The 22245-nt window shown below is 52.2% G+C and carries 34 protein-coding genes and 1 pseudogene; 30 read left to right on the forward strand and 5 right to left on the reverse strand.

Annotation, left to right across the window (positions count from 1 at the left end; all coding sequences use genetic code 11):
- Nucleotides 1–209 precede the first annotated feature (209 nt).
- Nucleotides 210–1244: a site-specific integrase gene (locus ABLV54_RS23530; RefSeq protein ID WP_117362061.1), complete on the reverse strand. Its 1035-nt coding sequence runs from the start codon at nt 1242–1244 to the stop codon at nt 210–212.
- A gap of 2 nt (nt 1245–1246) precedes the next feature.
- Nucleotides 1247–1879, reverse strand: coding sequence for a phage repressor protein CI (locus ABLV54_RS23535; RefSeq protein WP_194445044.1), 633 nt, complete (start codon nt 1877–1879; stop codon nt 1247–1249).
- Between the two features lie 116 nt (nt 1880–1995).
- Between ABLV54_RS23535 and ABLV54_RS23540 the strand changes: the two genes are divergently transcribed.
- From ABLV54_RS23540 to ABLV54_RS23600, 13 genes are all read left to right on the forward strand, one after another.
- Nucleotides 1996–2238, forward strand: a complete 243-nt coding sequence (locus ABLV54_RS23540; RefSeq protein WP_194445043.1) for a Rha family transcriptional regulator — start codon at nt 1996–1998, stop codon at nt 2236–2238.
- 32 nt (nt 2239–2270) lie between these two features.
- Nucleotides 2271–2780, forward strand: a complete 510-nt coding sequence (locus tag ABLV54_RS23545; RefSeq protein ID WP_004174275.1) for a phage regulatory CII family protein — start codon at nt 2271–2273, stop codon at nt 2778–2780.
- 7 nt (nt 2781–2787) lie between these two features.
- On the forward strand, nt 2788–2988 hold the full coding sequence (locus ABLV54_RS23550) for a phage filamentation protein Fil family protein (protein ID WP_004174277.1): 201 nt from the start codon (nt 2788–2790) through the stop codon (nt 2986–2988).
- The gene (locus tag ABLV54_RS23555) at nt 2952–3293 is read left to right on the forward strand and encodes a DUF5347 domain-containing protein (protein ID WP_004174279.1); all 342 of its coding nucleotides are present in this window, start codon (nt 2952–2954) and stop codon (nt 3291–3293) included. Before ABLV54_RS23550 ends, ABLV54_RS23555 begins: the two co-directional genes overlap by 37 nt.
- A gap of 67 nt (nt 3294–3360) precedes the next feature.
- Nucleotides 3361–3594, forward strand: coding sequence for a DUF2732 family protein (locus tag ABLV54_RS23560; RefSeq protein WP_194445042.1), 234 nt, complete (start codon nt 3361–3363; stop codon nt 3592–3594).
- Entirely contained in the window at nt 3594–3821 is a 228-nt protein-coding gene (locus ABLV54_RS23565; protein ID WP_023305022.1) for a TraR/DksA family transcriptional regulator, read from the forward strand. The genes ABLV54_RS23560 and ABLV54_RS23565 overlap by 1 nt, the downstream gene beginning before the upstream one ends.
- Nucleotides 3818–4705, forward strand: coding sequence for a DNA adenine methylase (locus ABLV54_RS23570; protein WP_117063298.1), 888 nt, complete (start codon nt 3818–3820; stop codon nt 4703–4705). Before ABLV54_RS23565 ends, ABLV54_RS23570 begins: the two co-directional genes overlap by 4 nt.
- Nucleotides 4686–7091: a replication endonuclease gene (locus ABLV54_RS23575; RefSeq protein ID WP_348814239.1), complete on the forward strand. Its 2406-nt coding sequence runs from the start codon at nt 4686–4688 to the stop codon at nt 7089–7091. Before ABLV54_RS23570 ends, ABLV54_RS23575 begins: the two co-directional genes overlap by 20 nt.
- 171 nt (nt 7092–7262) lie before the next feature.
- A complete protein-coding gene (locus ABLV54_RS23580; protein WP_004144689.1) occupies nt 7263–7451 on the forward strand; it encodes a hypothetical protein in 189 nt (62 codons plus the stop codon).
- A gap of 14 nt (nt 7452–7465) precedes the next feature.
- Nucleotides 7466–7699, forward strand: a complete 234-nt coding sequence (locus ABLV54_RS23585) for a DinI family protein (protein WP_040968805.1) — start codon at nt 7466–7468, stop codon at nt 7697–7699.
- 75 nt (nt 7700–7774) lie between these two features.
- Entirely contained in the window at nt 7775–8032 is a 258-nt protein-coding gene (locus ABLV54_RS23590; RefSeq protein WP_194445040.1) for a hypothetical protein, read from the forward strand.
- Nucleotides 8033–8059: 27 nt separating this feature from the next.
- Nucleotides 8060–8248, forward strand: coding sequence for a hypothetical protein (locus tag ABLV54_RS23595; RefSeq protein WP_227661364.1), 189 nt, complete (start codon nt 8060–8062; stop codon nt 8246–8248).
- 31 nt (nt 8249–8279) lie between these two features.
- Complete coding sequence (locus tag ABLV54_RS23600) at nt 8280–9671, forward strand: hypothetical protein (protein WP_194445039.1); 1392 nt, start codon at nt 8280–8282, stop codon at nt 9669–9671.
- Between the two features lie 26 nt (nt 9672–9697).
- Here the strand turns inward: ABLV54_RS23600 and ABLV54_RS23605 are convergent, their stop codons facing one another.
- Nucleotides 9698–10693: a phage portal protein gene (locus ABLV54_RS23605; RefSeq protein WP_227661366.1), complete on the reverse strand. Its 996-nt coding sequence runs from the start codon at nt 10691–10693 to the stop codon at nt 9698–9700.
- A 26-nt stretch (nt 10694–10719) separates the two neighbouring features.
- Nucleotides 10720–12483, reverse strand: a complete 1764-nt coding sequence (locus tag ABLV54_RS23610) for a terminase ATPase subunit family protein (RefSeq protein ID WP_194445037.1) — start codon at nt 12481–12483, stop codon at nt 10720–10722.
- A gap of 140 nt (nt 12484–12623) precedes the next feature.
- On the opposite strand from ABLV54_RS23610, the gene ABLV54_RS23615 reads away from it, so the two are divergent.
- The 12 genes from ABLV54_RS23615 to ABLV54_RS23670 all read left to right on the forward strand — a co-directional run bounded on the left by ABLV54_RS23615 (nt 12624) and on the right by ABLV54_RS23670 (nt 18444).
- On the forward strand, nt 12624–13457 hold the full coding sequence (locus tag ABLV54_RS23615; protein WP_194445036.1) for a GPO family capsid scaffolding protein: 834 nt from the start codon (nt 12624–12626) through the stop codon (nt 13455–13457).
- 16 nt (nt 13458–13473) lie between these two features.
- Nucleotides 13474–14538, forward strand: a complete 1065-nt coding sequence (locus ABLV54_RS23620; protein WP_194445035.1) for a phage major capsid protein, P2 family — start codon at nt 13474–13476, stop codon at nt 14536–14538.
- A gap of 3 nt (nt 14539–14541) precedes the next feature.
- On the forward strand, nt 14542–15192 hold the full coding sequence (locus ABLV54_RS23625) for a terminase endonuclease subunit (protein ID WP_194445034.1): 651 nt from the start codon (nt 14542–14544) through the stop codon (nt 15190–15192).
- 96 nt (nt 15193–15288) lie between these two features.
- Nucleotides 15289–15753 (forward strand): head completion/stabilization protein, encoded by a 465-nt coding sequence (locus ABLV54_RS23630; RefSeq protein WP_100098251.1) that lies wholly within the window; start codon nt 15289–15291, stop codon nt 15751–15753.
- A complete protein-coding gene (locus ABLV54_RS23635) occupies nt 15753–15956 on the forward strand; it encodes a tail protein X (RefSeq protein WP_002896155.1) in 204 nt (67 codons plus the stop codon). The genes ABLV54_RS23630 and ABLV54_RS23635 overlap by 1 nt, the downstream gene beginning before the upstream one ends.
- A gap of 3 nt (nt 15957–15959) precedes the next feature.
- On the forward strand, nt 15960–16175 hold the full coding sequence (locus tag ABLV54_RS23640) for an HP1 family phage holin (protein ID WP_004144702.1): 216 nt from the start codon (nt 15960–15962) through the stop codon (nt 16173–16175).
- The gene (locus tag ABLV54_RS23645) at nt 16156–16665 is read left to right on the forward strand and encodes a lysozyme (protein WP_114475394.1); all 510 of its coding nucleotides are present in this window, start codon (nt 16156–16158) and stop codon (nt 16663–16665) included. Before ABLV54_RS23640 ends, ABLV54_RS23645 begins: the two co-directional genes overlap by 20 nt.
- A gap of 4 nt (nt 16666–16669) precedes the next feature.
- Nucleotides 16670–17053, forward strand: coding sequence for a DNZ54_00345 family protein (locus ABLV54_RS23650; RefSeq protein ID WP_194445033.1), 384 nt, complete (start codon nt 16670–16672; stop codon nt 17051–17053).
- The gene (gene lysB, locus ABLV54_RS23655; RefSeq protein ID WP_194445032.1) at nt 17050–17478 is read left to right on the forward strand and encodes an Rz-like lysis system protein LysB; all 429 of its coding nucleotides are present in this window, start codon (nt 17050–17052) and stop codon (nt 17476–17478) included. Before ABLV54_RS23650 ends, lysB begins: the two co-directional genes overlap by 4 nt.
- Nucleotides 17366–17611, forward strand: a complete 246-nt coding sequence (gene lysC / locus ABLV54_RS23660; protein WP_239512115.1) for an Rz1-like lysis system protein LysC — start codon at nt 17366–17368, stop codon at nt 17609–17611. Before lysB ends, lysC begins: the two co-directional genes overlap by 113 nt.
- On the forward strand, nt 17574–18005 hold the full coding sequence (locus ABLV54_RS23665) for a phage tail protein (RefSeq protein ID WP_002896172.1): 432 nt from the start codon (nt 17574–17576) through the stop codon (nt 18003–18005). The genes lysC and ABLV54_RS23665 overlap by 38 nt, the downstream gene beginning before the upstream one ends.
- Nucleotides 17998–18444, forward strand: a complete 447-nt coding sequence (locus ABLV54_RS23670) for a phage virion morphogenesis protein (RefSeq protein ID WP_194445031.1) — start codon at nt 17998–18000, stop codon at nt 18442–18444. The genes ABLV54_RS23665 and ABLV54_RS23670 overlap by 8 nt, the downstream gene beginning before the upstream one ends.
- Here the strand turns inward: ABLV54_RS23670 and ABLV54_RS23675 are convergent.
- Nucleotides 18433–19224, reverse strand: a complete 792-nt coding sequence (locus tag ABLV54_RS23675) for a hypothetical protein (RefSeq protein ID WP_194445030.1) — start codon at nt 19222–19224, stop codon at nt 18433–18435. The two genes, ABLV54_RS23670 and ABLV54_RS23675, sit on opposite strands and share 12 nt — an antisense overlap.
- Nucleotides 19225–19309: 85 nt before the next feature.
- Between ABLV54_RS23675 and ABLV54_RS23680 the strand changes: the two genes are divergently transcribed.
- From ABLV54_RS23680 to ABLV54_RS23700, 5 genes and pseudogenes are all read left to right on the forward strand, one after another.
- The gene (locus ABLV54_RS23680) at nt 19310–19882 is read left to right on the forward strand and encodes a phage baseplate assembly protein V (RefSeq protein ID WP_194445029.1); all 573 of its coding nucleotides are present in this window, start codon (nt 19310–19312) and stop codon (nt 19880–19882) included.
- Complete coding sequence (locus ABLV54_RS23685; RefSeq protein WP_194445028.1) at nt 19879–20241, forward strand: GPW/gp25 family protein; 363 nt, start codon at nt 19879–19881, stop codon at nt 20239–20241. The genes ABLV54_RS23680 and ABLV54_RS23685 overlap by 4 nt, the downstream gene beginning before the upstream one ends.
- Nucleotides 20228–21136: a baseplate assembly protein gene (locus tag ABLV54_RS23690; RefSeq protein ID WP_194445027.1), complete on the forward strand. Its 909-nt coding sequence runs from the start codon at nt 20228–20230 to the stop codon at nt 21134–21136. Before ABLV54_RS23685 ends, ABLV54_RS23690 begins: the two co-directional genes overlap by 14 nt.
- Entirely contained in the window at nt 21129–21731 is a 603-nt protein-coding gene (locus ABLV54_RS23695) for a phage tail protein I (protein ID WP_194445089.1), read from the forward strand. The genes ABLV54_RS23690 and ABLV54_RS23695 overlap by 8 nt, the downstream gene beginning before the upstream one ends.
- A gap of 2 nt (nt 21732–21733) precedes the next feature.
- Nucleotides 21734–22245 (forward strand): annotated as a pseudogene (locus tag ABLV54_RS23700) (SGNH/GDSL hydrolase family protein); the annotation flags it as partial.

Consider the following 22245-nt stretch of genomic DNA (forward strand, 5'->3'; position numbering starts at 1 on the left):
TTAATCAGCGAGTCAGCTTGGGAAGAAATGACCTGCTTATTCGCACCTTCCCTAGGTTTGACGTATGGGATTTTAAAATTTCTATATAGCTTTCACACTTTACATTAAAGTCTTCGATGATGTCGCTTGTGCCATCATTTATTTCACATGGTGGCGTTATTTCTGAGCAGCTACGCAATGAGGAAAAAAGTGAGCCGTATGCAGTACTATTAGTTACCGTTACCATATTTTTCTAATCCTAAAATTGGGTTTTTATATATAGCATCTTCTAGGTGGTCTGGAGAAAAATGAGAATAAATCATAGTCATTTTTATATCGGCATGGCCTAGAATATCGCGCAGAACAAGTATATTCCCGCCGTTCATCATAAAATGACTGGCAAATGTGTGACGCAGCACGTGAGTGCACTGTCCTTCCGGCAGTTCAATACCTGCTCGTTTCACTGCGCGCTCAAACGCTTTTCTACATGGAGTGAACAACTTCCCTCTGTTTTTGGGGAGTTCGTCATATAGATCCTGAGATATCGGTACGGTTCGGTTTTTCTTGCCTTTGGTTTTGGTATAGGTGATCCGGTATTTAGATAACTGATGGCCCTGCAGGTTTTCGGCTTCACTCCACCGCGCGCCGGTGGCCAAGCATATTTTTGCAATACTCAACAAGCTGGGGCTTTGAGAGTCAGCGCAGGCATCAAGCAGGCGTTTAATTTCGTCCGGGGCCAGGAATGCCAGTTCTCCCTCTGCAATTTTGAATGTAGGCAGCCCGGCGAGCGGGTTGGGCGCTGACCAGTGGCCCAGCTTTTTCAAGGTGCCAAAAACGGATGATAAGTTACGCTGTTCCAGGTTTACCGTGCGGGGCTTTACTGGCGACATTAGCGTGCCGTCTTCGTTTCGTATCTCACCTTTTAATCGTGCTTCTCGATATCTGGTAAAGTCACCGGCTGTTAGCTCCGAGGCGATGGGATCGCCTAGGCCGTTACAAATAATGTTGAGTTTCGCCATCAGGCGCTTGGGGTCTGCGAGCGTCTGGCCATAAAGGGAGTGCCACTGCTCAATCAATTCTGACAAACGCCGCCGATCTTCCTTTTCACCCAGCCACGGCTTTTTGTTCACTTCATCCATGGTGAAATTTTCGAATGCTATAGCCTCGCCCTTTGTCGCAAATTGCTTGCGCACGCGCTTGCCGTCCCGCCCGTTCGGATAGCACTCGCACAACCACTTTCCGTTCGGCTGTTTTCTGATGGTCATGTTCAGATGCTCTTTATGACTTTAACTGCCCGGCCTACGACCTCAATATCATCAAGGCTGCACTCAAAAGATGATTCGCCCTGCTGGACAACTAATCGATTACCGGGGATTCGTGCAAGCTTTGCCATCGTTTTTATCCCATCGATATCGACGAGCCATGTACCGTTTACTGGCGGAGTGCCGCTACGGTCAACGAGATAGGAACCATCATCCGTATGGATGAGCCACGGATTAGCTATGTTGTGAGGGATCAGGCTGTTATCTAGTATGACTTTTCCATGGTCAACTAAAGCTCCACCATCCAATGTGGCCTTGTCAATTTCAGGTGCTACTACCTCGGATAACGGTTTGATGTGGGAGTGGTTCACAAAACCAAAACTATTTTCCTGAGCATTATTATCATTTTTATCTCCCTGCCCGGTAGCTAACCAAAGTAGCGAAACCCCAGTTTCAAGAGCGCACTGTATAACCCATTCCGCGGGAAAACTATCCCTTAAATATCTGTTTGCCATAGTGCTTTTTGAAACAGAAAGATGGTCGCATAGTTGCTGTCGAGAGTTGAATTTATAAGCCTTAATCAGCCTATTGATTGCTTCACGTCCTCCGCTGTCATTGCCAACCTTGATAGATCTCATAAGCAAAACCCTTGACGTATATAAAATGTGATCTTAGTATTCGATCGAGGTTAGAAAAACAAACCTCAACCAAATAAAACGAGATAAAACGAAACCAAACCAAGAGATACTGCACTATGAGCACAGATATTTCAATTCGTGTACCAAAAGAGATGGCAACTCCTGCAGAGTTCGCGGAATGGGAAGGTATTTCACGCGGTTCTGTTTATCAAAAAATCCACCATGGAAAACTCGCTAAGTACATGGTAAAGAAAGAAAAAAATAAAGGTCGTGTAAGTTTGCGTTACCTGATGTACAAAACCGATCAGGTTCGTGAGTCCCTTGGTCACTCCAACTTCCACATCATCGTTGGTCAGTAAGTCCAATTATGAGAACTTTTGGAGCGACGAACATGTTTGATTTCAGGATTTCCAAACATCCACATTTTGAAGAGGCCTGCCGGGCTTTCGCGCTGCGTCATAACATGGCGAAACTGGCAGAACGCGCGGGAATGAATGTCCAGACACTGCGTAATAAGCTAAACCCTGACCAGCCGCACCAACTTACCGCACCGGAAATCTGGCTGCTTACTGATCTGACCGAGGATTCCGCATTGGTTGATGGTTTCCTGGCGCAGATCCACTGCCTGCCGTGCGTGCCGCTAAACGAAGTCGCTCGGGAGAAAATGCCGGACTACGTACTGAAAGCCACGGCAGAAATCGGCCGCGTAGCTGCTGGCGCTGTTTCCGGCGAAGCGCACACAACGGCAGGGCGCCGCCAGATTGTTGATAGCATCAATTCAGTTACTCGACTGATGGCATTAACCGCAGTGACGTTGCAGGCGCGCCTGCAGGCAAGCCCGGCGATGGCCAGCACCATTGATACAGTCACTGGCCTGGGTGCCTCGTTTGGTTTGATCTGAGGTGGCTATGTTGACTAAACAACCATCACTCGCATCGCTGCTCGTTAAGCAAAGCCCATCACCTCATTTCGGGCATGGCTGGATCATGGGGAAGGATGGCAAGCGCTGGCATCCGTGCCGCTCGCAGGATGCGCTGCTGGCTGAACTGCGTACTACTAAACAGGGGAAACCATGGCTATTGAAGGCGATTCTGCGACTGTTCCACTAAGTCCGGGGCATCGGCTGGATGGCCTGAATCATATTGCAGAGCTTAGGGCGAAAGTGTTCGGCTTGAATATAGAACCTGAACTGGAGCGTTTTATTAGCGATATGCGGGACCAGCGAGATATTAACCATAAACAGAATGAGCGTGCCTTAGCCGCCATATTCTTTATGGCTAAGATTCCGGCGGATCGTCATAACGTCAATATGAATGAGCTGACGACTGACGAAAAGCGGGAGCTGATAAAAGCAATGAACCATTTTCGTGCAGTGGTGAGCTTATTTCCAAAGCGGCTAACCATGCCGAATTAAGCAGCAACAGAAATTAATGGCGTAAACCCGCCGGGCATTCTTTTGCCAAAATTCAGGAGAAACAACAATGCGAAATATAGAAACCCGTTCCAACAAAATCGGCCCGGATGATGCAGGTCTTAACCTGATACTGACAGAGGCCCGCATGGAAGAACGCCGTGCACGTGCTGCGGCAATGGCCGCCCGCCTTGATAGCCTGGCGTGTCACATCACATCGCGCCAGCTTAATCACGTTGAGGCGGCGGAGCTGCTGCGCGTTACTGCGGAAAACATCCAGAACGAAGCGCAGGAGATCCACTGATGTCTGATTCTATGGACCTCGTACAGCAGCGCGTTGAAGAAGAACGCCAGCGGCACATCCACACCGCCCGCAGTAAAGCGCCGGGCGTTTCCCGCGTTTTATGCATCGAATGTGATGCGCCAATCCCGCCCGCTCGCCGCCGTGCGCTTCCCGGCGTGCAGTGCTGCGTCACCTGTAAGGAAATCGCAGAGCTGAAAGGCAAACACTACAATGGGGGTGCTGTATGAGCACCATCCTGAAATGGGCGGGCAATAAAACCGCCGTCATGCATGAGCTGAAAAAGCACCTGCCTGCAGGCCCGCGACTGGTTGAACCTTTCGCGGGTTCATGCGCTGTAATGATGGCGACAGAGTATCCTCATTATCTTGTCGCGGATATTAATTCAGACCTGATTAATCTTTATAAGCAGATTGCATTTGACTGTGAGAAGTTCATTTCAAATGGAAAACATTTCTTTTTAGGCACAAATAGCGCAGAGTCTTATTACAACATCCGTCAGGACTTTAATCATTCGTCTGAAATCACCGATTTCTGGAAAGCTGTATTTTTCCTTTATCTAAATCGCCACTGTTATCGTGGATTGTGCCGTTATAACAGGAAAGGTGAATTTAACGTTCCATACGGGAATTATAAAAAACCATATTTCCCGGAAGACGAAATCAGAGCATTTGCAGAGAAAGCAAAACGCGCCACCTTCATTTGTGCCAGCTATGAGGAAACTTTAGCAATGGTCAAAGTAAGTGATGTGATTTATTGCGACCCACCTTATGACGGTACATTTACCGATTATCACACTGATGGTTTCAATGAGCTTGAACAGCGTCGCCTGGCGACGACTCTTGATGTACTGGCATCAGCAGGCCATCAGGTTGTTGTGTCGAACAGTGAAACCGAGCTGACGAACGCGATTTACCAGAGTTTTACCCGCCACCGTATTAACGCAAAACGCAGTATGGGCGTTGCCGGTGGTGATGGTAAGTCTGCAACTGAAATTATCGCTGTTTCTCAACCTCTGATCTGGTCCGGGTTTGATCTGGCAGCGTATCCAGTCGTGAGTGCGTCTTACGAAACTTTCCAAAGAGAGTATTTGTGTGAGCCATCACGACGTTAAAAACTACGGCGGTGCAGATGATGCCGCCGCTGCTTTTGTCTGGAATGCACCGAAAAAAGCGGTTAACCCGTATGTGGACCCGGCGGAAGTTGCGCCGGTGTCTGCGCTTTCAAACCTGATCGCCCTCTACGCCAGCGACAACGAGCAGGAGCAGCTGCGCCGTGAGGCGATGAGCGATGAGGTCTGGGAACGCTATTTCTACAATGAAGCCCGTGATCCTGTTCAGCGTGAAATGGAGCAGGACCGGCTGATCAGCCGTGCCAAAATGGCCCGCGAGCAGCAGTGGTTTAATCCCGATCTGGTGATTCTGGCAGACGTAAGCGCTGAACCATCACATATCAGCAAGCCACTGCTTGAGCGCATTAAATATTTCGAGGGCCTGGGAAAGCCGAAGGCATATTCCCGCTATCTACGTGAAACCATCAGGTCGTGCCTTGAACGCCTGGAGCGCGTGCGTGCCAGCCAGGTTTCTGCGTCATTCCGGTTTATGGCGAGCCACGACGGGCTGGAGGGCCTGCTGGTTCTGCCGGAAATGAACCAGGAGCAGGTTAAGCGGTTATCTACCCTGGTGGCGGCACACATGAGCATGTGTCTGGATGCTGCCTGCGGTGAGCTGTTTACGGATGAAGACGTTACGCCAGAAGAGATTCGCCGGTCATGGGAAAGGGTGGCCGCTGAGGCCATGCGCCTTGATGTTATCCCGCCTGCCTTCGAGCAGCTGCGCCGCAAAAAGCACCGCCGTAACCCGGTACCATACGAACTTATTCCGGGTTCGCTTGCCCGTATGCTCTGTGCTGACTGGTGGTATCGCAAGCTGTGGCAGATGCGGTGTGAATGGCGGGAAGAACAGCTGCGCGCCGTCTGCCTGGTTAACAAAAAGGCGTCCCCGTATGTCAGCTATGAGGCCGTGATCCATAAACGCGAACAGCGCCGCAAATCGCTGGAGTTCTTCCGCTCGCATGAGCTGACCAATGAGCAGGGCGATACGCTGGATATGGAAGACGTGGTAAACGCCAGTAGCAGCAATCCGGCGCACCGTCGTAATGAAATGATGGCCTGTGTTAAGGGGCTGGAGTTAATCGCGGAAATGCGCGGAGACTGCGCGGTGTTCTATACCATCACCTGCCCGTCACGCTTTCACGCAACGCTCAATAACGGCAGGCCAAACCCGAAATGGACCAGTGCAACGGTCCGGCAGAGCAGCGACTATCTGGTGCATACGTTCGCCGCTTTCCGCAAGGCGATGCACAAAGCCGGGCTGCGTTGGTATGGCGTCCGCGTTGCTGAGCCACACCATGACGGCACCGTGCACTGGCACCTGCTTTGCTTCATGCGCAAAAAAGACCGCAAGTCCATCACTGCGCTGCTGCGTAAATTTGCCATCCGTGAGGACCGCGAGGAGCTGGGAAATAATACCGGCCCGCGCTTTAAATCTGAGCTGATCAACCCGCGCAAGGGGACGCCTACCAGCTACATCGCGAAGTACATCAGTAAGAACATCGACGGCCGCGGCCTGGGTAATGAAATCAGCAAAGAAACCGGCAGATCACTGCGGGACAATGCCGAACATGTCAATGCCTGGGCTTCGCTGCATCGCGTCCAGCAATTCCGCTTTTTCGGTATACCGGGCCGCCAGGCTTATCGCGAGCTGCGTTTGCTGGCAGGCCAGGCCGCGCGACAGCAGGCCGATAAAAAAGCAGGTGCGCCGGTACTGGATAACCCGCGTCTGGATGCCGTGCTGGCGGCAGCCGATGCCGGGTGTTTTGCCACCTACATCATGAAACAGGGCGGCGTACTGGTTCCGCGTAAACATCACCTGGTCCGCACGGCTTATGAACTCAATGACGAGCCATCAGCCTATGGCGATCACGGCATCCGTATTTATGGCATCTGGTCCCCGATTATTGAGGGCCGGATTTGCACGCATGCGATGAAGTGGAAAATGGTTCGTAAGGCCGTTGACGTTCAGGAGGCGCCAGCCGACCAGGGCGCTTGCGCCCCTTGGACTCGTGGCAATAACTGTCCCCCTGTGGAAAAAATGAACGAAAACGGGGCCGTAAGCGGGCAGGATTTACCGGATATTGCGGGTATGGATGAGCGGGAGCTGCAGGAGTATCTCCATAGCATGAGCAAAAAGGAGCTGAGGAAGCTAAACGCACGGCTTCGCATGGTTAAGCCTAAGCGTCGGAAAGGGTACAGGCAGGAAGTGGATAATCAGCAGCGCCTGCAACTGGAGTATGAACTTAAATCGAGAGGCTTTGATGGTTCGGAGGCGGAGATCGATCTGCTTCTGTGCGGTGGCAGTATTCCATCCGGTGCCGGTCTGCGTGTCTTTTACCGGAACCAAAGGCTGCAGGAAGATGATAAATGGCGGCAGTGGTACTGATGAAGGGGCGCATTTTTTGCCTTTATCCTGCTACATCGGACACATCTGATTGAATGATAAAAAGTATTTTACAACTTAAAAAACGTATTATACTGTATGCATATACAGTATTTGGTTGTACGTATGTAGGGATGTGGCATCACATATCCTGTAGTGAGGATCGGAGGGAAAATGCAGGACTATCTTTTGGAGTCGTTGAAGCTCCAGCGTATTGATTTTTTTATCAAGCTTGTAGCGGCTAGTGAGTGCAGCGATGAAGAGAAGCGGCTTGCTATCCAGTGGGTCTCAGAGCTGACAGATGAATTAATGGCGAAAATCCGTAGCCATGAGTACAGCCGGTCAATGGATGTTTCCAGTTAGAAGGGATGATCTCCATGCGTGTCGAAATAATGATTGATAAAGAGCAGAAAATTAGCCAGGCGACACTAGAAGCACTCGAAACCGAGCTTTACCGCAACCTGACCCCTTTGTATCCCAAGACGGCGATCCGCATTCGTAAAGGCAGTGCCAACGGTATCGAGTTGACCGGCTTAAAACTTGATGAGGATAAACAGCGGGTAATGGAAATTATGCAGCAGGTCTGGGAAGACGACAGCTGGATGCATTAACAAAACGTTGCAGGCGATAAAACTGGTTTTTACCGCCTGCAAGGTTGAACAACGAGCAAGGCGAGGCGTTAGGCTATGGGGTCTAAAGACAGCAATTATCAGGTCGTTTATCGCTATGCGCCATTAATAAAGTATGTCCCGGGTGGCTGGGTGCTGTTTCAGCGGCCAAAATCCTGCGGCGGCGGGTTCTGGCTGGGTAAAACCTATGATGGTGTTTTTATGTTTGAACTTGATCGCCCCGTTCCCCTTAGTGAGGGAGTTAAGTACATCATCCTCTCATCTCGAGTGGCTGAAAACTTCATGGATTTTGACGAGGATTTCAGGCTAACCTGAAAAAACGAGAGTGCATGGCTATGCCGCATGAATCTGCATGATCGTTTGAGGATCGTTTTAGCTCCGGCCCGCCAGTTATGGCGGGCTTTTTCATGTCTCATGCAGGTGCATGAAAACCACTACACAAAGCGGGCAGGCGTGGCGGGGATACGAGCGCGCGCAATGAGTAGTTATACCAAAATTTTGTCTTATGATATCTTTCTCGGATTACTCTGAAAGTTCTATCGCGGCATGAAGGATTTTTTGAATGAACGAAAAACTAATTGAATTAAAAGAGAAGTTAGATAATTTACATACAACACTTAATGAGTTTACATTCCCTGTAGAAAGTTTCATTGATCTTGGTGCATATACATTTCCCTTTATGCACAAAGAGGATCTTATAGAGCTTCCAAGAATGTTATCTGATAGAATTAATCAGATGCAGGAATTTATACCTTCTTCAAATGACATTAGAGTAATTGATTCACTCATTTACACTCTGGATAAAGCTCAGCTGAATATTGTCTATCTAAACAATGGTAACGTGGCGGTTCAACAGACGGCTATACCATCTTACGTTATTTCAATGTTATATGTCTCTCATAGAATTAATGAGCTTTTTTCATTTGAAAAACTGAAAGATAGAAGTTTATTGCCAAAGCAAATATTGCGAAGGTTAGAGTTGTACAACTCTGGGATAGCTGCAATAGAAATTAAAGCTGGTGATATAGATGATAAGATTAAAACTATAAATGAGGCATATGATGCTGCTGAGAATCTACCAACAACAGTAAAGATGCTTCGTGAAACAAATGATGAAGTTAAAAGTGTTCACAATAGCGCTGTTGAATCTTGCAGTAGTATTACTAGCATGCTTAAGGAGACTGAGGAGAGTTCAAAAATTGTAGAAGATGCCAAAAAGGAAATTTTGGCCTTGAAAGATAATGTAACTAAGGATGCAAAAGACTACTTACACTCTCTTCGTGAAGAAGCTCAGGGTTACATAAATAAATGTGAAGAGGCGTTTAGAACTACCACTTCAAAAGGTTTAGCTGGCGCATTTCAAGATAAAGCAGAAAAGTTAAACCGGAGCATACGATGGTGGGTAGGTGGACTGGTAGGGGCGTTGGTTGCAGGTGCTGCTGTTGGTTATACACGTTTGCATGCTCTTGAAGCATATCTGTCAAATCCTGACTCATCAGGTATAAAGTTAATTATTCAACTTATACTCTCCATTTTAAGTGTTGGGGCACCATTGTGGTTTGCTTGGTTAGCAACGAAACAAATTGGTCAGCGATTCAGATTGGCAGAGGATTATGAATTCAAAGCCTCAGTGTCTAAAGCTTACGAGGGGTATAGAAGAGAGGCTGTCCAGCTTGATAACGATTTTACCCAAAGATTATTTGGTAATGCACTTACTCGACTAGAAGAACCGCCATTAAGATTTGTTGAAGAAGCTACCCATTCGTCTCCTATCATGGAAATGCTATCATCCGATAATTTTAAGAGTTTCATAGAGAGTGGAGGTGATAAAGTCGATTCAATTTTAGAAGGGGTGGGTCTTTCTAGAAAAAGTAAAGTCGAGCAGGAGCGCCAAGTGAGTAAGGTAGTTACTCAGCCTGAAGGTGAAACTTCAAATAAAACAGAGAACGAATAAAATAAAGGGGGCGTCAGCCCCTTTTATTAAAAAATATAATCGCTAAACTTAATTACTTCATCATCTAGCCATGTGTTTAGTTCTAGTATTTTTTTTTGTAATGGTATCAGCTCATTTCTAACAAAGACTTTACTTGCCTTTTCAACATCACCGAATCCTCCAACATTGTTTGGCATAATGCCCATCATTTGCGGAGGTACGCGGTGTGCTGCCATCATGTCATCGCGGCTCACGTTCTTAATGTTCAGAAACTCATCTTTCGCCGCAACCTCCGACAGCGGGATGATCTGGATGCCGTCCTTTTTTCCGTTAGGTGAGTACATAAACAGGTTGCGGAAGTTGCCCGGCCCTTTGGCGCTTTTCATGGCCTGGCGGATGTTGTTCACGTCCTCCTGATTCTGTGCCGCATCAGTCATGTACATGATGAACCCGGCGTGACTGCCGTTGATGTAATACTTACGGCGAAAAAGCGTAGCCGACTCGTTGAGCAGTGTTGAAGGGATCGCGGAGAGGTAGCCGGGAAGCCCGTAGATTTCCTGGTTAATGTCCGGCTCCATCAGGTGAAAGATGCTCCCTTTGGTGAACTCATAAGGCTGGGTGGTCATGCCGTACTGCACGAACCAGTAAGTATCGAGGTCAATCCCGCGCCGGGTGTACTTCGCCAGTGATGGCTCCAGTGACAAGACGCCGCCCAGCCTGTTCGTCCGTTTTTCCAGATAGGCGTTACCGAACACAAGGTAGTCCTGGACGAAACGTGCAAAAGCCTGCTGGCTGAGCAGGCGGTGGGGGATGTAGGTGCTGCTGAGAATGTCACGCTTAACGGCAATCGGTGAGCTGTGATGTACAGCGGCGCGATAGGTCCGCGCCAGCCCGTCAAAACTCACCGGCGGCTCATACCAGCGGTCCATTTGCACACATTCTACGTAGTCCAGAAGTTCGCGGCGGTCCAGTACCGGAATGGGATCGCCAAAGCTAAACGCCTGGGTAGTCGCTTCATCATTGGGTTGTACGTCGGGTGGCATCACATCCTGTGCGGTATTCTCAGTCATTAAAAAATCTCCACAATGTTGCTGGTATTGGCGGCTTCGCCCTGCAGCGGTTCGTTAAACAGTGCGTGCATCGTTGCCCAGGCCAGATCGGCGTGGCTGGCTTCTTCACTGCGGCTGGCTTCGTAGGTAGGGCGGTTTCCGCTGGCGGTGGTGGCGCGGCGGATAGCCATAAATGACTGCGCAATGTCGGTGTGTCCGGCGTCAAACTCCAGACGGCGGTGGCTGATAATGTCGTATGCCTTGAGCACCAGGGCGTTTTTGATGTTGGGGTTATAGACAAACTCCCGCACGGCAGGGAAAAAGCCTTTTACGTTTTCATAAACACCGTGACCGACGCCGGTGGAGTCAATGCCGATGTAGGTCACGTTATACTGCTGAGTCAGTTTGCGGATGGCCTCTGCCTGGGCGCGGAAGTCCATTCCGCGCCACTGGTGACGCTCAAGGATGCGGAACTTACCGCCGGGCACCGTCGGCGGGGCAATGACTACGCAGCCAGCGCTGTCGCCGTTCTGGGTACCTTTCGCCGGATCATAGCCGATCCAGACTTCGCGCCAGCCGAACGGACGCAGGGCCAACGCCTGAAAGTCTTCCCAGACTTCCCAGCTGTCCACCATGCAGGCCTGCAGGTCAGCCAGGGGGAAAACGGAGGCGAGATCGTCGATGAATTCACACATCAGCAGGTTCTGGTACTCGTCGGGGCTGTACTCCAGGCGCAGCTGGTCGAGGTCGAACAGGTTGCAGCCACCGCGCACGGCGTCCTCCACCGTCACGATCTGTCTGAACTGACCGTCAGCGCAAAGCAGACCGGCAGCAAGGGCTGAGTGGGTCAGGTCGATATCAACGCGATCAGCTTTTGCCCGCCCGCGATTGAACAGGGCGCCGGACCAGAACGGGTAAGCGCTGTGCGTCAGGCTGGAAGGCGTGGAGAAATAGGTCTGGCGCCATTTCTTGTGCAGCGCCATGCCGGAGGCGACTTTACGTAGCTCCTGAAATTTCGGGATCCAGAAATACTCATCAAGATACAGGTTGCCGTGGTAGCTCTGCGCGGTACGGGCGTTGGTCCCGAGAAAATACAGCGTGGCGCCGTTTGGCAGCATCATGGGATCGCCTTTTAATTCCACGTCGACTTCTTTGGCAAACTCGATGATGTACTGCTTAAAAACATGTGCCTGGGCTTTACTGGCTGACAGGAAAATCTGGTTTCGCCCTGTCATAAGGGCGTCCATCAGCGCTTCACGCGCGAAATAATACGTAGCGCCGATCTGGCGCGATTTAAGCACGTTGCGGATGCGGTGCTTAATTCCTGCTTCCCACCAGTGGCGCTGATATTCAAACATTCCGTTGCGGAAAATTTCTTCCAGCTTTTCGATCTGTTCGTCGCTGAACTGGTTTTTTTCAGGTTGTTTGCGGGGGCCGCGGTTGCGGTTTTGCACGTTGGGGTTAAGGTCCGCCTCATTACCGCCGTTGTTAAATTTACCGATGCGGGCGTGGCGCTCGGACTGGCGCGCCAGCAGGTCTATTTCTTTAAAGTCTTTCCCTTCCTTGTGCTCCTTCATGATGAGCTGGCAATAGCGGGCGGCAGTGGTGAGCTGCATCTGATCGAGTGGGCCGTATTCGCCCCACTTGTCGCGCTTTTTCCAGCTATGAACGGTTGCAACTTTTTCGCCCAGCATTTCAGCAATGCGGGCTACGCGGTATCCCTGAAAATACAGCAGTAATGCCTGCCTGCGGGGATCGAGGTCTGCGGGGGTCATCGTTTCCATGGCACAAACATACGGCCTTGCCTGGCGCCTTTCCCCGGCTGGCCTTTGTATGGTTTACCGCACAAGGTCCGCGCGTTGTTTCACCCCCTCCATCACAGCAACCATAAGGCCTCACAGAGTTATTTGATGGAGTCGGTCACATGGCTGTAAAAGCAAAGCGCTTCCGCATCGGTGTGGAAGGGGCAACGACAGACGGGCGCAATATTGAGCGCGCCTGGCTGGAACAGATGGCGGCGAGCTATGACCCGCAGGTGTATACCGCGTTGATTAATCTGGAGCACATCAAGGGTTACACCCCTGATAGCCCATTCCGCCGTTTCGGGACCGTGGATAAGCTGGAGGCAGAGGAGATTGCAGACGGCCCGCTGAAAGGGAAAATGGCCCTGTATGCGTGGATCACCCCGTCAGGGGACCTGGTGGCGTATACCCGTAATCTGCAAAAGCTGTTTACCTCGATGGAGGTCAATACCAGTTTTGCCGATACCGGCAAAGCCTACCTGGTTGGCCTGGCGGCGACGGATGATCCCGCAAGCCTCGGTACTGAAATGCTGCAGTTTAGCGCCAGCGCCAGAAGTAACCCCCTGGCAGGCCGCAAGCAAAACCCTGAAAACCTCTTTACCGCCGCAGAAGAAACGCTGATCGAGTGGGAAGAAGTCCAGGACGATAAACCCTCCCTGTTTTCCCGCGTTGCCGCGATGTTCACGAAAAAAGAACAGAACGATGAAGCGCGTTTTTCTGACGTGCATCGCGCGGTGGAGCTGATTGCTACTGAACAGCAAAACCTGAGCGAACGCACTGATCACTCCCTGTCTGCGCAGGATGCGCGCATTGCTGAGCTGGAAGTCTCCCTGCAGGAACAGCAGACCGCTTTTGCTGAACTGGAGCAGCGGCTGAGCCTGGAAGACAGCCGCAAAGATTATCGCCAGCGCGCGCCGGGCGGAAACGCACCGGCAGGCACACTGACCAATTGCTGATGGAGCATAAGAACCAATGAAAAAGAAAACCCGTTTTGCCTTTAACGCCTACCTGCAGCAGCTGGCACGCCTGAACAACGTGGAAGTGGAAGAACTTTCCAGCAAATTCACCGTTGAGCCGTCGGTACAGCAGACGCTGGAAGACCAGATCCAGCAGTCCGCTGCATTTCTGACGCTGATTAACATCACCCCGGTGGATGAGCAGTCAGGCCAGCTGCTGGGTCTGGGTGTCGGTAGCACGATTGCCGGTACCACGGATACCACTACCAAAGAGCGCGAACCAACTGACCCGACAGTGATGGCGGACGTGGAATACAAATGCGAACAGACCAACTTTGATACGGTGCTGGCCTACGCAAAGCTGGACCTGTGGGCAAAATTCCAGGACTTCCAGGTGCGGATCCGTAACGCCATCGTGAAGCGCCAGGCTCTGGACCGCATCATGATCGGGTTCAACGGCGTGAAGCGTGCCAAAACCTCTGACCGCGACGCCAACCCGATGCTGCAGGACGTAAATAAGGGCTGGCTGCAAAAAATCCGCGAAGATGCGCCGGATCATGTCATGGGCAGCGAAACCAAAGACGGCGTGACCACCAAAGGCGCCGTGAAGGTTGGTAAGGGTGGCGATTATGCCAACCTGGACGCCGTGGTGATGGATGCGGTCAACGAGCTGATCGACCCGGTATATCAGGATGATGATGATCTGGTGGTGGTCTGTGGCCGTGAGCTGCTGTCTGACAAGTATTTCCCGCTGGTTAACAAAGACCAGGAGAACACGGAGAAGCTGGCCGCTGATCTGATCATCAGCCAGAAACGCATGGGTGGCCTGCAGGCTGTACGCGCGCCGTATTTCCCTGCGAATGCACTGTTGATCACCCGCCTGGATAACCTGTCCATTTACTGGCAGGAAGATACCCGCCGTCGTTCTGTTATCGATAACCCGAAACGTGACCGGGTCGAGAATTTCGAGTCCGTCAATGAAGCGTATGTGGTTGAGGATTACCGCTGCGCGGCGCTGGTCGAAAACATCCAGATGGGGGATTTCAGCGCGCCAGCTGTACCGGAAGGCGAGGGGGCATAACGCATGAGCCTGAGTCCCGCACGGCAGCACCGCCTGCGCGTCCAGGCTGAACAGGCCGCCCGGCAGGGCGGCAATGTTCGCCACGCGACGGGGTATGACCTGATGCTGATGCAGCTGGCGGAGGACCGCCGCCGCCTGAAAGGTATCCAGTCCACCGTGAAGAAAGCCCAAATCAAAGTGGAACTGCTGCCCCGTTATTCCGCCTGGGTGGAGGGGGTGCTGGCTGCTGATGGTGCCCGGCAGGATGACGTGGTGATGTTTGTGATGCTCTGGCGTATCGATGCCGGTGATTATGCCGGTGCGCTGGATGCAGGGCGTCATGCGCTGCGGCACGGATGGGTGATGCCCATCGGAAACCGTAACGTCCAGACGGTGCTGACAGAGGAAATGGCAGACGCTGCGCAGGCCGCTCTGCTGGCAGGTGAATCTTTCGATGCCGGGTTGTTACTGCAGACACTGGAGCTGACAGACGGCCAGGATATGCCAGACCAGTCACGGGCACGCCTGCATAAAGCGATTGGCGCTGTACTGACCGAAACCAGCCCGGCCTCCGCCCTGAATCACATCAATCATGCGCTGCAGCTTGATCCACGCTGTGGCGTCAAAAAAGAAAAACAGCAGCTGGAGCGCAGATTGCGCAATGACAGCCGTTAACGGAACGTGCCCCGCGCACGGGCGGCACGGGGTGGCGAAAGGCTTTTGCCACATCAAAACCCCGTCCACCGCCCACTATTTCAGGAGAAAGCCCGCATGAAGTTTGTTGCGCCTGAGCAGGCGCCGGAGCAGGCGGAAATTATCAAAAATACGCCGTTCTGGCCCGATGTTGATTTATCAGAGTTTCGCAGCGTGATGCGGACGGATGGCACGGTGACGTCACCCCGTCTCGGACAACTCATCCGGTCTGCGATGTCAGAGGTCAATGCGGAGCTGTACGACTTCCGCAAGCGCCAGCAGGCGCTGGGATTTATGACGCTGGCCGATGTACCGGCGGACTTGCTGGACGGTAAAAGCGAACGTATTCACCACTACCACAACGCCGTTTATTGCTGGGCACGTGCGCAGGTGAATGAGCGTTACCAGGACTACGACGCCACGGCCTCCGGTGTGAAAAGGGGGGATGAGCTGGCGGAGGCCAGCGGCGACCTGTGGCGTGATGCTCGCTGGGCAATCAGCCGGGTCCAGTATGCGCCTCACTGTACGGTGGAGCTGATCTGATGAAAGTGCGTGCGTACCAGGGTGACACGGTGGACGCGCTTTGCTGGCGTCATTACGGACGCACGCAGGGCGTCACGGAGCAGGTACTGCAGGCAAATCCGGGGCTGGCTGAGCACGGCCCGTTCTTACCACACGGGCTGCAGGTGGATCTGCCGGATATTGCCACCACTTCCACGGTGCAGACCGTCCAGTTATGGGACTGAAATATGACGCTTGAACGGATCAGCGCCTTCATCACGTACTGCATCGCTGTACTGCTGGCATGGATGGGAGATTTATCGCTTAAGGATGTGTCGACAGTGGGCGGTGTGTTGATTGGCGTGCTGATGCTGGCCATCAACTGGTACTACAAACACAAAACCTACCAGCTGCTGCGCGGCGGAAAAATTACACAGGGGGAATATGAATCCTTCAACCGTTAAACGCTGCCTGGTAGGGGCGGTGCTGGCGATTGCCGCCACCCTGCCGGGCTTTCAGCAACTTCATACCTCAGTGGAAGGGTTGAAGCTGATAGCCGATTACGAGGGCTGCCGCCTGCGGCCGTATCAGTGTGATGCGGGGGTGTGGACCGATGGCATTGGCAATACGTCCGGCGTGGTGCCGGGGAAGACCATCACGGAACGGCAGGCCGCCGGGAGTTTCATCACCAACGTTTTAAGGGTGGAGAAGGCGCTGGATCGCTGTGTCCTGGTGAGCGTACCGCAGAACGTCTATGACGCGCTGGTATCGCTGGCCTTCAACGTGGGAACCGGCAATGCCTGCGGTTCAACCATGGTGAAGTTTATCAATCAGAAGCGCTGGCGCGATGCCTGCTATCAGTTGCCGCGCTGGGTATACGTCAAAGGCGTATTTAATCCGGGGCTGGACAACCGACGCGCGCGGGAGCTGTCCTGGTGCTTAAAAGGAGCGTAACGAAATGAAAAAGAAACTGATCGGTGGGTTATTTTCGATGCTGTACACGGCGCTGATGATTTTTAGTCTCTTTGTTCCAAACAGTATTGTTCCGGCACTGGTTACAGCCTTGACCTGGGTAGCCTGCCTGCTGAGCTGGGGAGCAGTGCTACTTTGCATGGCTGGGTGGTATGCGGGCGGCACACATCGGGGAGAGGCAAAGCAGGCGCTGACGCGCTTTTTCAGTACGCCAGGAAACCAGGTGATCCGATGGGTCAGGTGTTCACTGCTTGTGATTTTTCTCACCTTTACGGGCCACGTTGTCACCCTGGTATTTTATCTGCTGACGCTGGTCGCGCTTAAGGTTCTGCGTGCGCAGATTATTGATGCGGAGCCGGTGACGGTATGACGAAGGCGCTGGCGGTAATTCTGGCGCTGGTAGTGCTGGCGCTTGGCTGGCAGTCATGGCGGATGAAGGAGGCCAGCCAGACCATCGAGCGGCAAGGGCGGGATCTGAAAACGACAGGCGAAAAACTGGCAAAAACGAACAGCCAGCTGATCGCCCTGTCCATCCTGTCCGAAACCAATAACCAGGAACAGGCAAGGCTTTACGCGGCGGCAGAAAGTACAAACGCGCTGCTGCGAAACCGTCAGCGCAGAATTGAGGAGTTAACACGTGAAAATGAGGATTTACGCCGCTGGGATGACACTCTTCTGCCTGCTGACATTATCAGGATGCGCGAACGTCCAGCCCTCGCCGGAGGTGCTGCTTACCGTGAATGGTTGTCCCAGGGTGACGCAGTGCCGCCTGGAAAAGTCGGCGGCACGCACTAACGGTGATCTGCTGACCGTGCTGGATGAAACAGAGGCGGCCTGGGCGGTCTGCGCTGACAAAGTGGACACGATAATTTCCTGTCAGGAGCGAAACAGTGAACAAGCCTCAATCCTTACGCCGCGCCCTGAATAACGCGGTGCCATATGTCCGTGATAACCCGGATAAGCTGCATTTGTTCGTTGATAACGGATCGGTGGTGGCAACCGGGGCAGCGTCACTTTCATGGGAATATCGTTACACCCTGAATGTGGTGATTGTGGATTTCAGCGGCGATCAGGGGTTATTGATGGCGCCGGTGGTGGCCTGGCTCATGGAGAATCAGCCGGATGCCATTCATAACCCGGAACTGCGGGAAAAGTTGCTTTCCTTTGAAGTCGATATTTTGCGCAATGATATCTGTGATATCAGCCTGAACCTGCAACTGACAGAGCGTGTGATAGTCAGCGCTGACGGTGACGTGTCCAGCGTCGAAGCGGTGCCGGAACCGGACGAACCGGACGAAATGTGGGCGGTGAGCCGTGGCTGAACTGCAGGAAGTTGACGCCTGGTTAGATGCGTTGCTGGCGGAACTGGAGCCTGCCGCACGTAAGCGCATGATGCGGGATCTGGCACAGCAGCTGCGCCGCAGCCAGCAGAAAAATATCAGGATGCAGCGCAACCCGGACGGGACGGCTTACGAGCCGCGTCGCGTGACGGCCAGAACGAAACAGGGCCGCATCCGTCGGCAGATGTTTGCAAAACTCCGCACCACAAAATACCTGAAAGCCGTCGCCAGCCAGGACTCGGCAAGCGTCGAGTTTGAGAGTCGTGTGCAGCGCATAGCCCGCGTGCATCACTATGGCTTGCGGGACAGGGTGAGTAAGAAGGGGACGGAGGTACGATACGCTCAGCGCCGCCTGCTGGGCATCAATGACGAAGTAGAAACTATGACGCGCGATACTCTTTTATTGTGGTTAAAAGTCTGAGTCATAGTCAAAATATTGTTGAGGTCCTTTATATCGTCGGGATAACACGTTTGTAAGGGTTGTGTCTAACTTATATCCAAAGTTAAAGAAATGATTTAAATGTTCTTTCCAAATATTTTCTAGCTCAATGAATTTGTCGTTTTCAAGCCTTTTTTCTTCAATCTTTTTTTCTATCACTTTATTCTTTGAAAGAAGGTGGGTTAAAGTTGTATCGATGTATGATATTGTTTTTTGTTTACTTTCTATATAGTTTTTTACCTGACCCGCTTCGATCCTTACTGTGCGGTCGGGGCTAATAAGGTCCAGCTTTGAAGTCGCTTTGTACTTTAATGTTGATATGACTCTTTTAATGTATTCAATGTAAGTGATATCAATGTCATCATTTTTAATTTTTTCTAGTATCTTGGAAATTTCATCGTTATTGAGGTGTGGAAGTAGGCTCCCGTCTGTCAAAGTTTTTTTGATTTCACTTATATGATTGTATAAAGTATCTTTTCCAATATGAGGGTTGCATTGTAATTCATTTTTTAGTTGTTCTATTTGGGTTTTTATTTCAATTTTCTTTTGCCTGCATTCATTAAAACTAAAGTCTAAATTTTTTGTGCGCAAACTAAAGAGATAAAGGTTGTCAAAAAGTATCTTTTTTTCCATGTCTTGATGGTTGCTTGAATTGAGTAATTCAATTTCAAAATTTTTGATCATCTCAATTAGGAAATTATCAAAAGCTGATGTAGACATGGTTTCAACAGCATTTTTAAGATCGGATAAAAGAGTGTTCACGACTACGCCTCATTAGTGGTTTGTATAGTACATCAAACAATAGACCTAGTTTTTTTTCAATAAAATTTACGTGCATGCTGTGTGCATGAACATTCAACTAACCGAAATCATGCGTCTTATCACCAATCTGATCCGCACCGGCATTGTGACTGAAGTGGATCGGGACGGCTGGCTGTGCCGGGTGAAAACGGGCGACCTCGAAACCAACTGGATTAACTGGCTGACCTACCGTGCAGGTAAATCCCGCACCTGGTGGTGCCCGTCTCCAGGGGAGCAGGTGGTGCTGTTCAGCCTGGGCGGCAATCTGGAAACGGCCTTTGCGCTTCCGGCCATCTACTCCAACGCCTGCCCGCCGCCGTCAGATTCTGAAAGTGCGGACGTGACCGCATACGAGGATGGCGGCTGGTTCGAATACGACCCCGCCACCGGGCGCTGGATTATTCGCGGCGTGAAAAGCGTGCTGATTGAGTCTTCGCAGGTTGTCTCCTGCAAAACCGGTGAGTTTGTGATCGAGGCTGATACCACCCGTATTAACAGCAATGTGATCCTGAACGGCGATGTGACCCACGGCGGCGGCGCGATGACGTCAAACGGCGTCGTTGCTGATAAGCATAAACACCCTGGCGACAGTGGCGGAACGACGGGAGATCCATTTTGACGCTCTATATAGGGATGAGCCGCGATACCGGCAGAGCCATAACGGAAACTGACCACCTGCGCCAGTCGGTGCGTGACATTTTGCTGACCCCGCAAGGGAGCCGGCTTGGGCGCCGGGAGTATGGTTCCCTGCTTTCAGCGCTCATTGACCAGCCGCAAAACCCGGCGCTGCGCCTGCAGATCATGGCTGCGGTGTATGTGGCGCTGCGGCGCTGGGAGCCGCGGCTGCAGCTGGACACTATCACGGTTAACAGCAGCAGCATGGATGGCTCAATGGTTATTGAGCTGGCAGGTCAGCGTAATGACGGCGTGCCCGTGTCCCTTTCCGTATCGACAGGAGCAGACAATGGCCGTTATTGACCTTTCCCAGCTGCCGCCGCCGCAAATTGTGGATGTGCCGGATTTTGAAACCCTGCTGTCTGAGCGCAAGGCTGAATTTGTCGCGTTATTTCCGGCAGAAGAACAGGAGGCCGTGGCCCGCACCTTAACGCTTGAGTCTGAGCCGGTGGTGAAAATGCTGCAGGAAAATGTGTACCGGGAGCTGCTGCTGCGCCAGCGGATTAACGAGGCGGCGAAAGCCGTGATGGTGGCCTATTCCGGCGGGGATGACCTGGACAATTTAGGCGCGAATAACAACGTACAGCGCCGGGTGATTACAGCTGCAGATGACACCACAACGCCGTCCACTGAGGCAGTTATGGAATCTGACGCGGATTATCGCCAGCGCATCCCGGCAGCCTTTGAGGGGATGAGCGTTGCCGGTCCAGTCGGAGCCTATGAATATCACGCGCTTAGCTCGGATGGTCGGGTGGCGGACGCGTCGGCGTTCAGCCCGTCACCGGCGGAAGTTGTGGTGACTATACTGGCCCGTGACGGCGATGGTACTGCGCCGGAAGACTTACTGCAGGTCGTCGGTGAGGCCCTGAATGATGAGGCTGTACGGCCGGTGGCGGATCGGGTGAGTGTCCGATCTGCTGAGATTGTCCCCTATGAAATTGATGCGGTTCTTTATGTCTATCCCGGCCCGGCAAAGGAACCCATCCTGGCGGCCGCGAAAGCGCAGGGTGCGGCATACATCAACGAGCAGCGTCGCCTGGGGCGTGACGTGCGGTTGTCTGCGATCTATGCCGCTCTGCATGTTCAGGGCGTCCAGCGCGTTGAGCTGATGAAGCCCCTGGCGGACATGGTGTTAGATAAAACGCAGGCGTCATATTGCACCGATTTTAAAGCAGAAATTGGTGGCTCTGATGACTAGCAGCCTGTTACCGCCGGGGTCGTCTGCGCTGGAGCGCAGGCTGGCGCAGGCCTGTTCTGGCATCAGTGATTTAAACGTGCCGCTGCGTGACCTGTGGAACCCGTGGAAATGCCCGGCAAAGTTTCTGCCGTATCTGGCCTGGGCTTTCTCCGTTGACCGCTGGGAGGAAAACTGGACAGAAACCGCTAAGCGGCAGGCGGTCAGCGATGCTTTCTGGATCCATCAGCGCAAAGGAACGGTGGCGGCAGTTAAGCGGGTGATTGAGGGGCTGGGTTACTCAATGACTCTTGAGGAGTGGTGGAAAGTAGCCGACCCCGCGGGGACGTTTAGGCTTGAGATCGATCTGAATGACATCGGTATTACGGAACCGATGATTTACGAGCTTGAGCGGATTATTGGTGATGCGAAGCCCGTCAGTCGACACATTTCCCAGCTGACCCTTTCAGTAGGTATCCAGGGTGAGGCGTGTGCGGGAGCGGCGTTATGTGACGGGGAGGTTATTACGGTATATCCGCCAGGATATGACCCGGGCAACGGTATTTACTACGACGGTGAAACGCATTTCGACAGTAATTTTAATTATTCCGAGGACTGAGCGTGTCAACAATCATTGAAAAAAAACAGTGGGAAAATGGCGTCTCTTTGCTGCGTCGCTCAGATAAAGTTGAGGGCGGCGTCGGGGGGAAAGCTAACGAACAGGCGCAACAACTGGCGAACCGTACGCAGTACCTGAAAGATCAGCTCGAATCTTATAACCAGCTGATTAAGTCCGGAGAAATTCCGTTTTCGACAGAGGACGAGGCAAAATCTGCGATTACCGCCGGAAAGATTCCAGAGGGGGCGCGCTTTTCGGTTCGTTCGCAGGATTCCCGCGTGTGGGTGGAAGAGTTCACCAATACCGGCGGCAAGCCTGTCGCCACCGGAAAAAAAATCCTTGATGGTCGTTCGGTGTCTGTGACCGTTTTTCCGGGAGAAGGTGACCCGGACGGCACCCTTGCCGGGCTTGAGGCTACCTTTACCGGTCAGACGTTCCGTGTAGCCTTCAGCGGCGAATATGAAAAAGAGTGCCTGTATCGCAATGATAATGGCATCGCCACGCTCATTACGCA

Origin of the sequence: Klebsiella sp. JB_Kp042 (assembly GCF_040065275.1) — a bacterium.
Lineage (GTDB): Bacteria > Pseudomonadota > Gammaproteobacteria > Enterobacterales > Enterobacteriaceae > Klebsiella > Klebsiella quasipneumoniae.

What these genes read in the sequence shown, in the direction of transcription:
- ABLV54_RS23545 (WP_004174275.1), top strand. Translation starts at nt 2,271, where the DNA reads ATGTTTGATTTCAGGATTTCCAAACATCCACATTTTGAAGAGGCCTGC.
- ABLV54_RS23580 (WP_004144689.1), top strand. Translation starts at nt 7,263, where the DNA reads ATGCAGGACTATCTTTTGGAGTCGTTGAAGCTCCAGCGTATTGATTTT.
- ABLV54_RS23550 (WP_004174277.1), top strand. Translation starts at nt 2,788, where the DNA reads ATGTTGACTAAACAACCATCACTCGCATCGCTGCTCGTTAAGCAAAGC.
- ABLV54_RS23625 (WP_194445034.1), top strand. Translation starts at nt 14,542, where the DNA reads ATGAGCCTGAGTCCCGCACGGCAGCACCGCCTGCGCGTCCAGGCTGAA.
- lysB (WP_194445032.1), top strand. Translation starts at nt 17,050, where the DNA reads ATGACGAAGGCGCTGGCGGTAATTCTGGCGCTGGTAGTGCTGGCGCTT.
- ABLV54_RS23620 (WP_194445035.1), top strand. Translation starts at nt 13,474, where the DNA reads ATGAAAAAGAAAACCCGTTTTGCCTTTAACGCCTACCTGCAGCAGCTG.
- ABLV54_RS23600 (WP_194445039.1), top strand. Translation starts at nt 8,280, where the DNA reads ATGAACGAAAAACTAATTGAATTAAAAGAGAAGTTAGATAATTTACAT.
- ABLV54_RS23640 (WP_004144702.1), top strand. Translation starts at nt 15,960, where the DNA reads ATGACGCTTGAACGGATCAGCGCCTTCATCACGTACTGCATCGCTGTA.
- ABLV54_RS23585 (WP_040968805.1), top strand. Translation starts at nt 7,466, where the DNA reads ATGCGTGTCGAAATAATGATTGATAAAGAGCAGAAAATTAGCCAGGCG.
- ABLV54_RS23650 (WP_194445033.1), top strand. Translation starts at nt 16,670, where the DNA reads ATGAAAAAGAAACTGATCGGTGGGTTATTTTCGATGCTGTACACGGCG.
- ABLV54_RS23565 (WP_023305022.1), top strand. Translation starts at nt 3,594, where the DNA reads ATGTCTGATTCTATGGACCTCGTACAGCAGCGCGTTGAAGAAGAACGC.
- ABLV54_RS23540 (WP_194445043.1), top strand. Translation starts at nt 1,996, where the DNA reads ATGAGCACAGATATTTCAATTCGTGTACCAAAAGAGATGGCAACTCCT.
- ABLV54_RS23645 (WP_114475394.1), top strand. Translation starts at nt 16,156, where the DNA reads ATGAATCCTTCAACCGTTAAACGCTGCCTGGTAGGGGCGGTGCTGGCG.
- ABLV54_RS23680 (WP_194445029.1), top strand. Translation starts at nt 19,310, where the DNA reads ATGAACATTCAACTAACCGAAATCATGCGTCTTATCACCAATCTGATC.
- ABLV54_RS23530 (WP_117362061.1), bottom strand. Translation starts at nt 1,244, where the DNA reads ATGACCATCAGAAAACAGCCGAACGGAAAGTGGTTGTGCGAGTGCTAT.
- ABLV54_RS23590 (WP_194445040.1), top strand. Translation starts at nt 7,775, where the DNA reads ATGGGGTCTAAAGACAGCAATTATCAGGTCGTTTATCGCTATGCGCCA.
- ABLV54_RS23635 (WP_002896155.1), top strand. Translation starts at nt 15,753, where the DNA reads ATGAAAGTGCGTGCGTACCAGGGTGACACGGTGGACGCGCTTTGCTGG.
- ABLV54_RS23595 (WP_227661364.1), top strand. Translation starts at nt 8,060, where the DNA reads ATGAATCTGCATGATCGTTTGAGGATCGTTTTAGCTCCGGCCCGCCAG.
- ABLV54_RS23605 (WP_227661366.1), bottom strand. Translation starts at nt 10,693, where the DNA reads ATGCCACCCGACGTACAACCCAATGATGAAGCGACTACCCAGGCGTTT.
- ABLV54_RS23690 (WP_194445027.1), top strand. Translation starts at nt 20,228, where the DNA reads ATGGCCGTTATTGACCTTTCCCAGCTGCCGCCGCCGCAAATTGTGGAT.
- ABLV54_RS23630 (WP_100098251.1), top strand. Translation starts at nt 15,289, where the DNA reads ATGAAGTTTGTTGCGCCTGAGCAGGCGCCGGAGCAGGCGGAAATTATC.
- ABLV54_RS23610 (WP_194445037.1), bottom strand. Translation starts at nt 12,483, where the DNA reads ATGGAAACGATGACCCCCGCAGACCTCGATCCCCGCAGGCAGGCATTA.
- ABLV54_RS23560 (WP_194445042.1), top strand. Translation starts at nt 3,361, where the DNA reads ATGCGAAATATAGAAACCCGTTCCAACAAAATCGGCCCGGATGATGCA.
- ABLV54_RS23615 (WP_194445036.1), top strand. Translation starts at nt 12,624, where the DNA reads ATGGCTGTAAAAGCAAAGCGCTTCCGCATCGGTGTGGAAGGGGCAACG.
- ABLV54_RS23570 (WP_117063298.1), top strand. Translation starts at nt 3,818, where the DNA reads ATGAGCACCATCCTGAAATGGGCGGGCAATAAAACCGCCGTCATGCAT.
- ABLV54_RS23555 (WP_004174279.1), top strand. Translation starts at nt 2,952, where the DNA reads ATGGCTATTGAAGGCGATTCTGCGACTGTTCCACTAAGTCCGGGGCAT.
- ABLV54_RS23535 (WP_194445044.1), bottom strand. Translation starts at nt 1,879, where the DNA reads ATGAGATCTATCAAGGTTGGCAATGACAGCGGAGGACGTGAAGCAATC.
- ABLV54_RS23695 (WP_194445089.1), top strand. Translation starts at nt 21,129, where the DNA reads ATGACTAGCAGCCTGTTACCGCCGGGGTCGTCTGCGCTGGAGCGCAGG.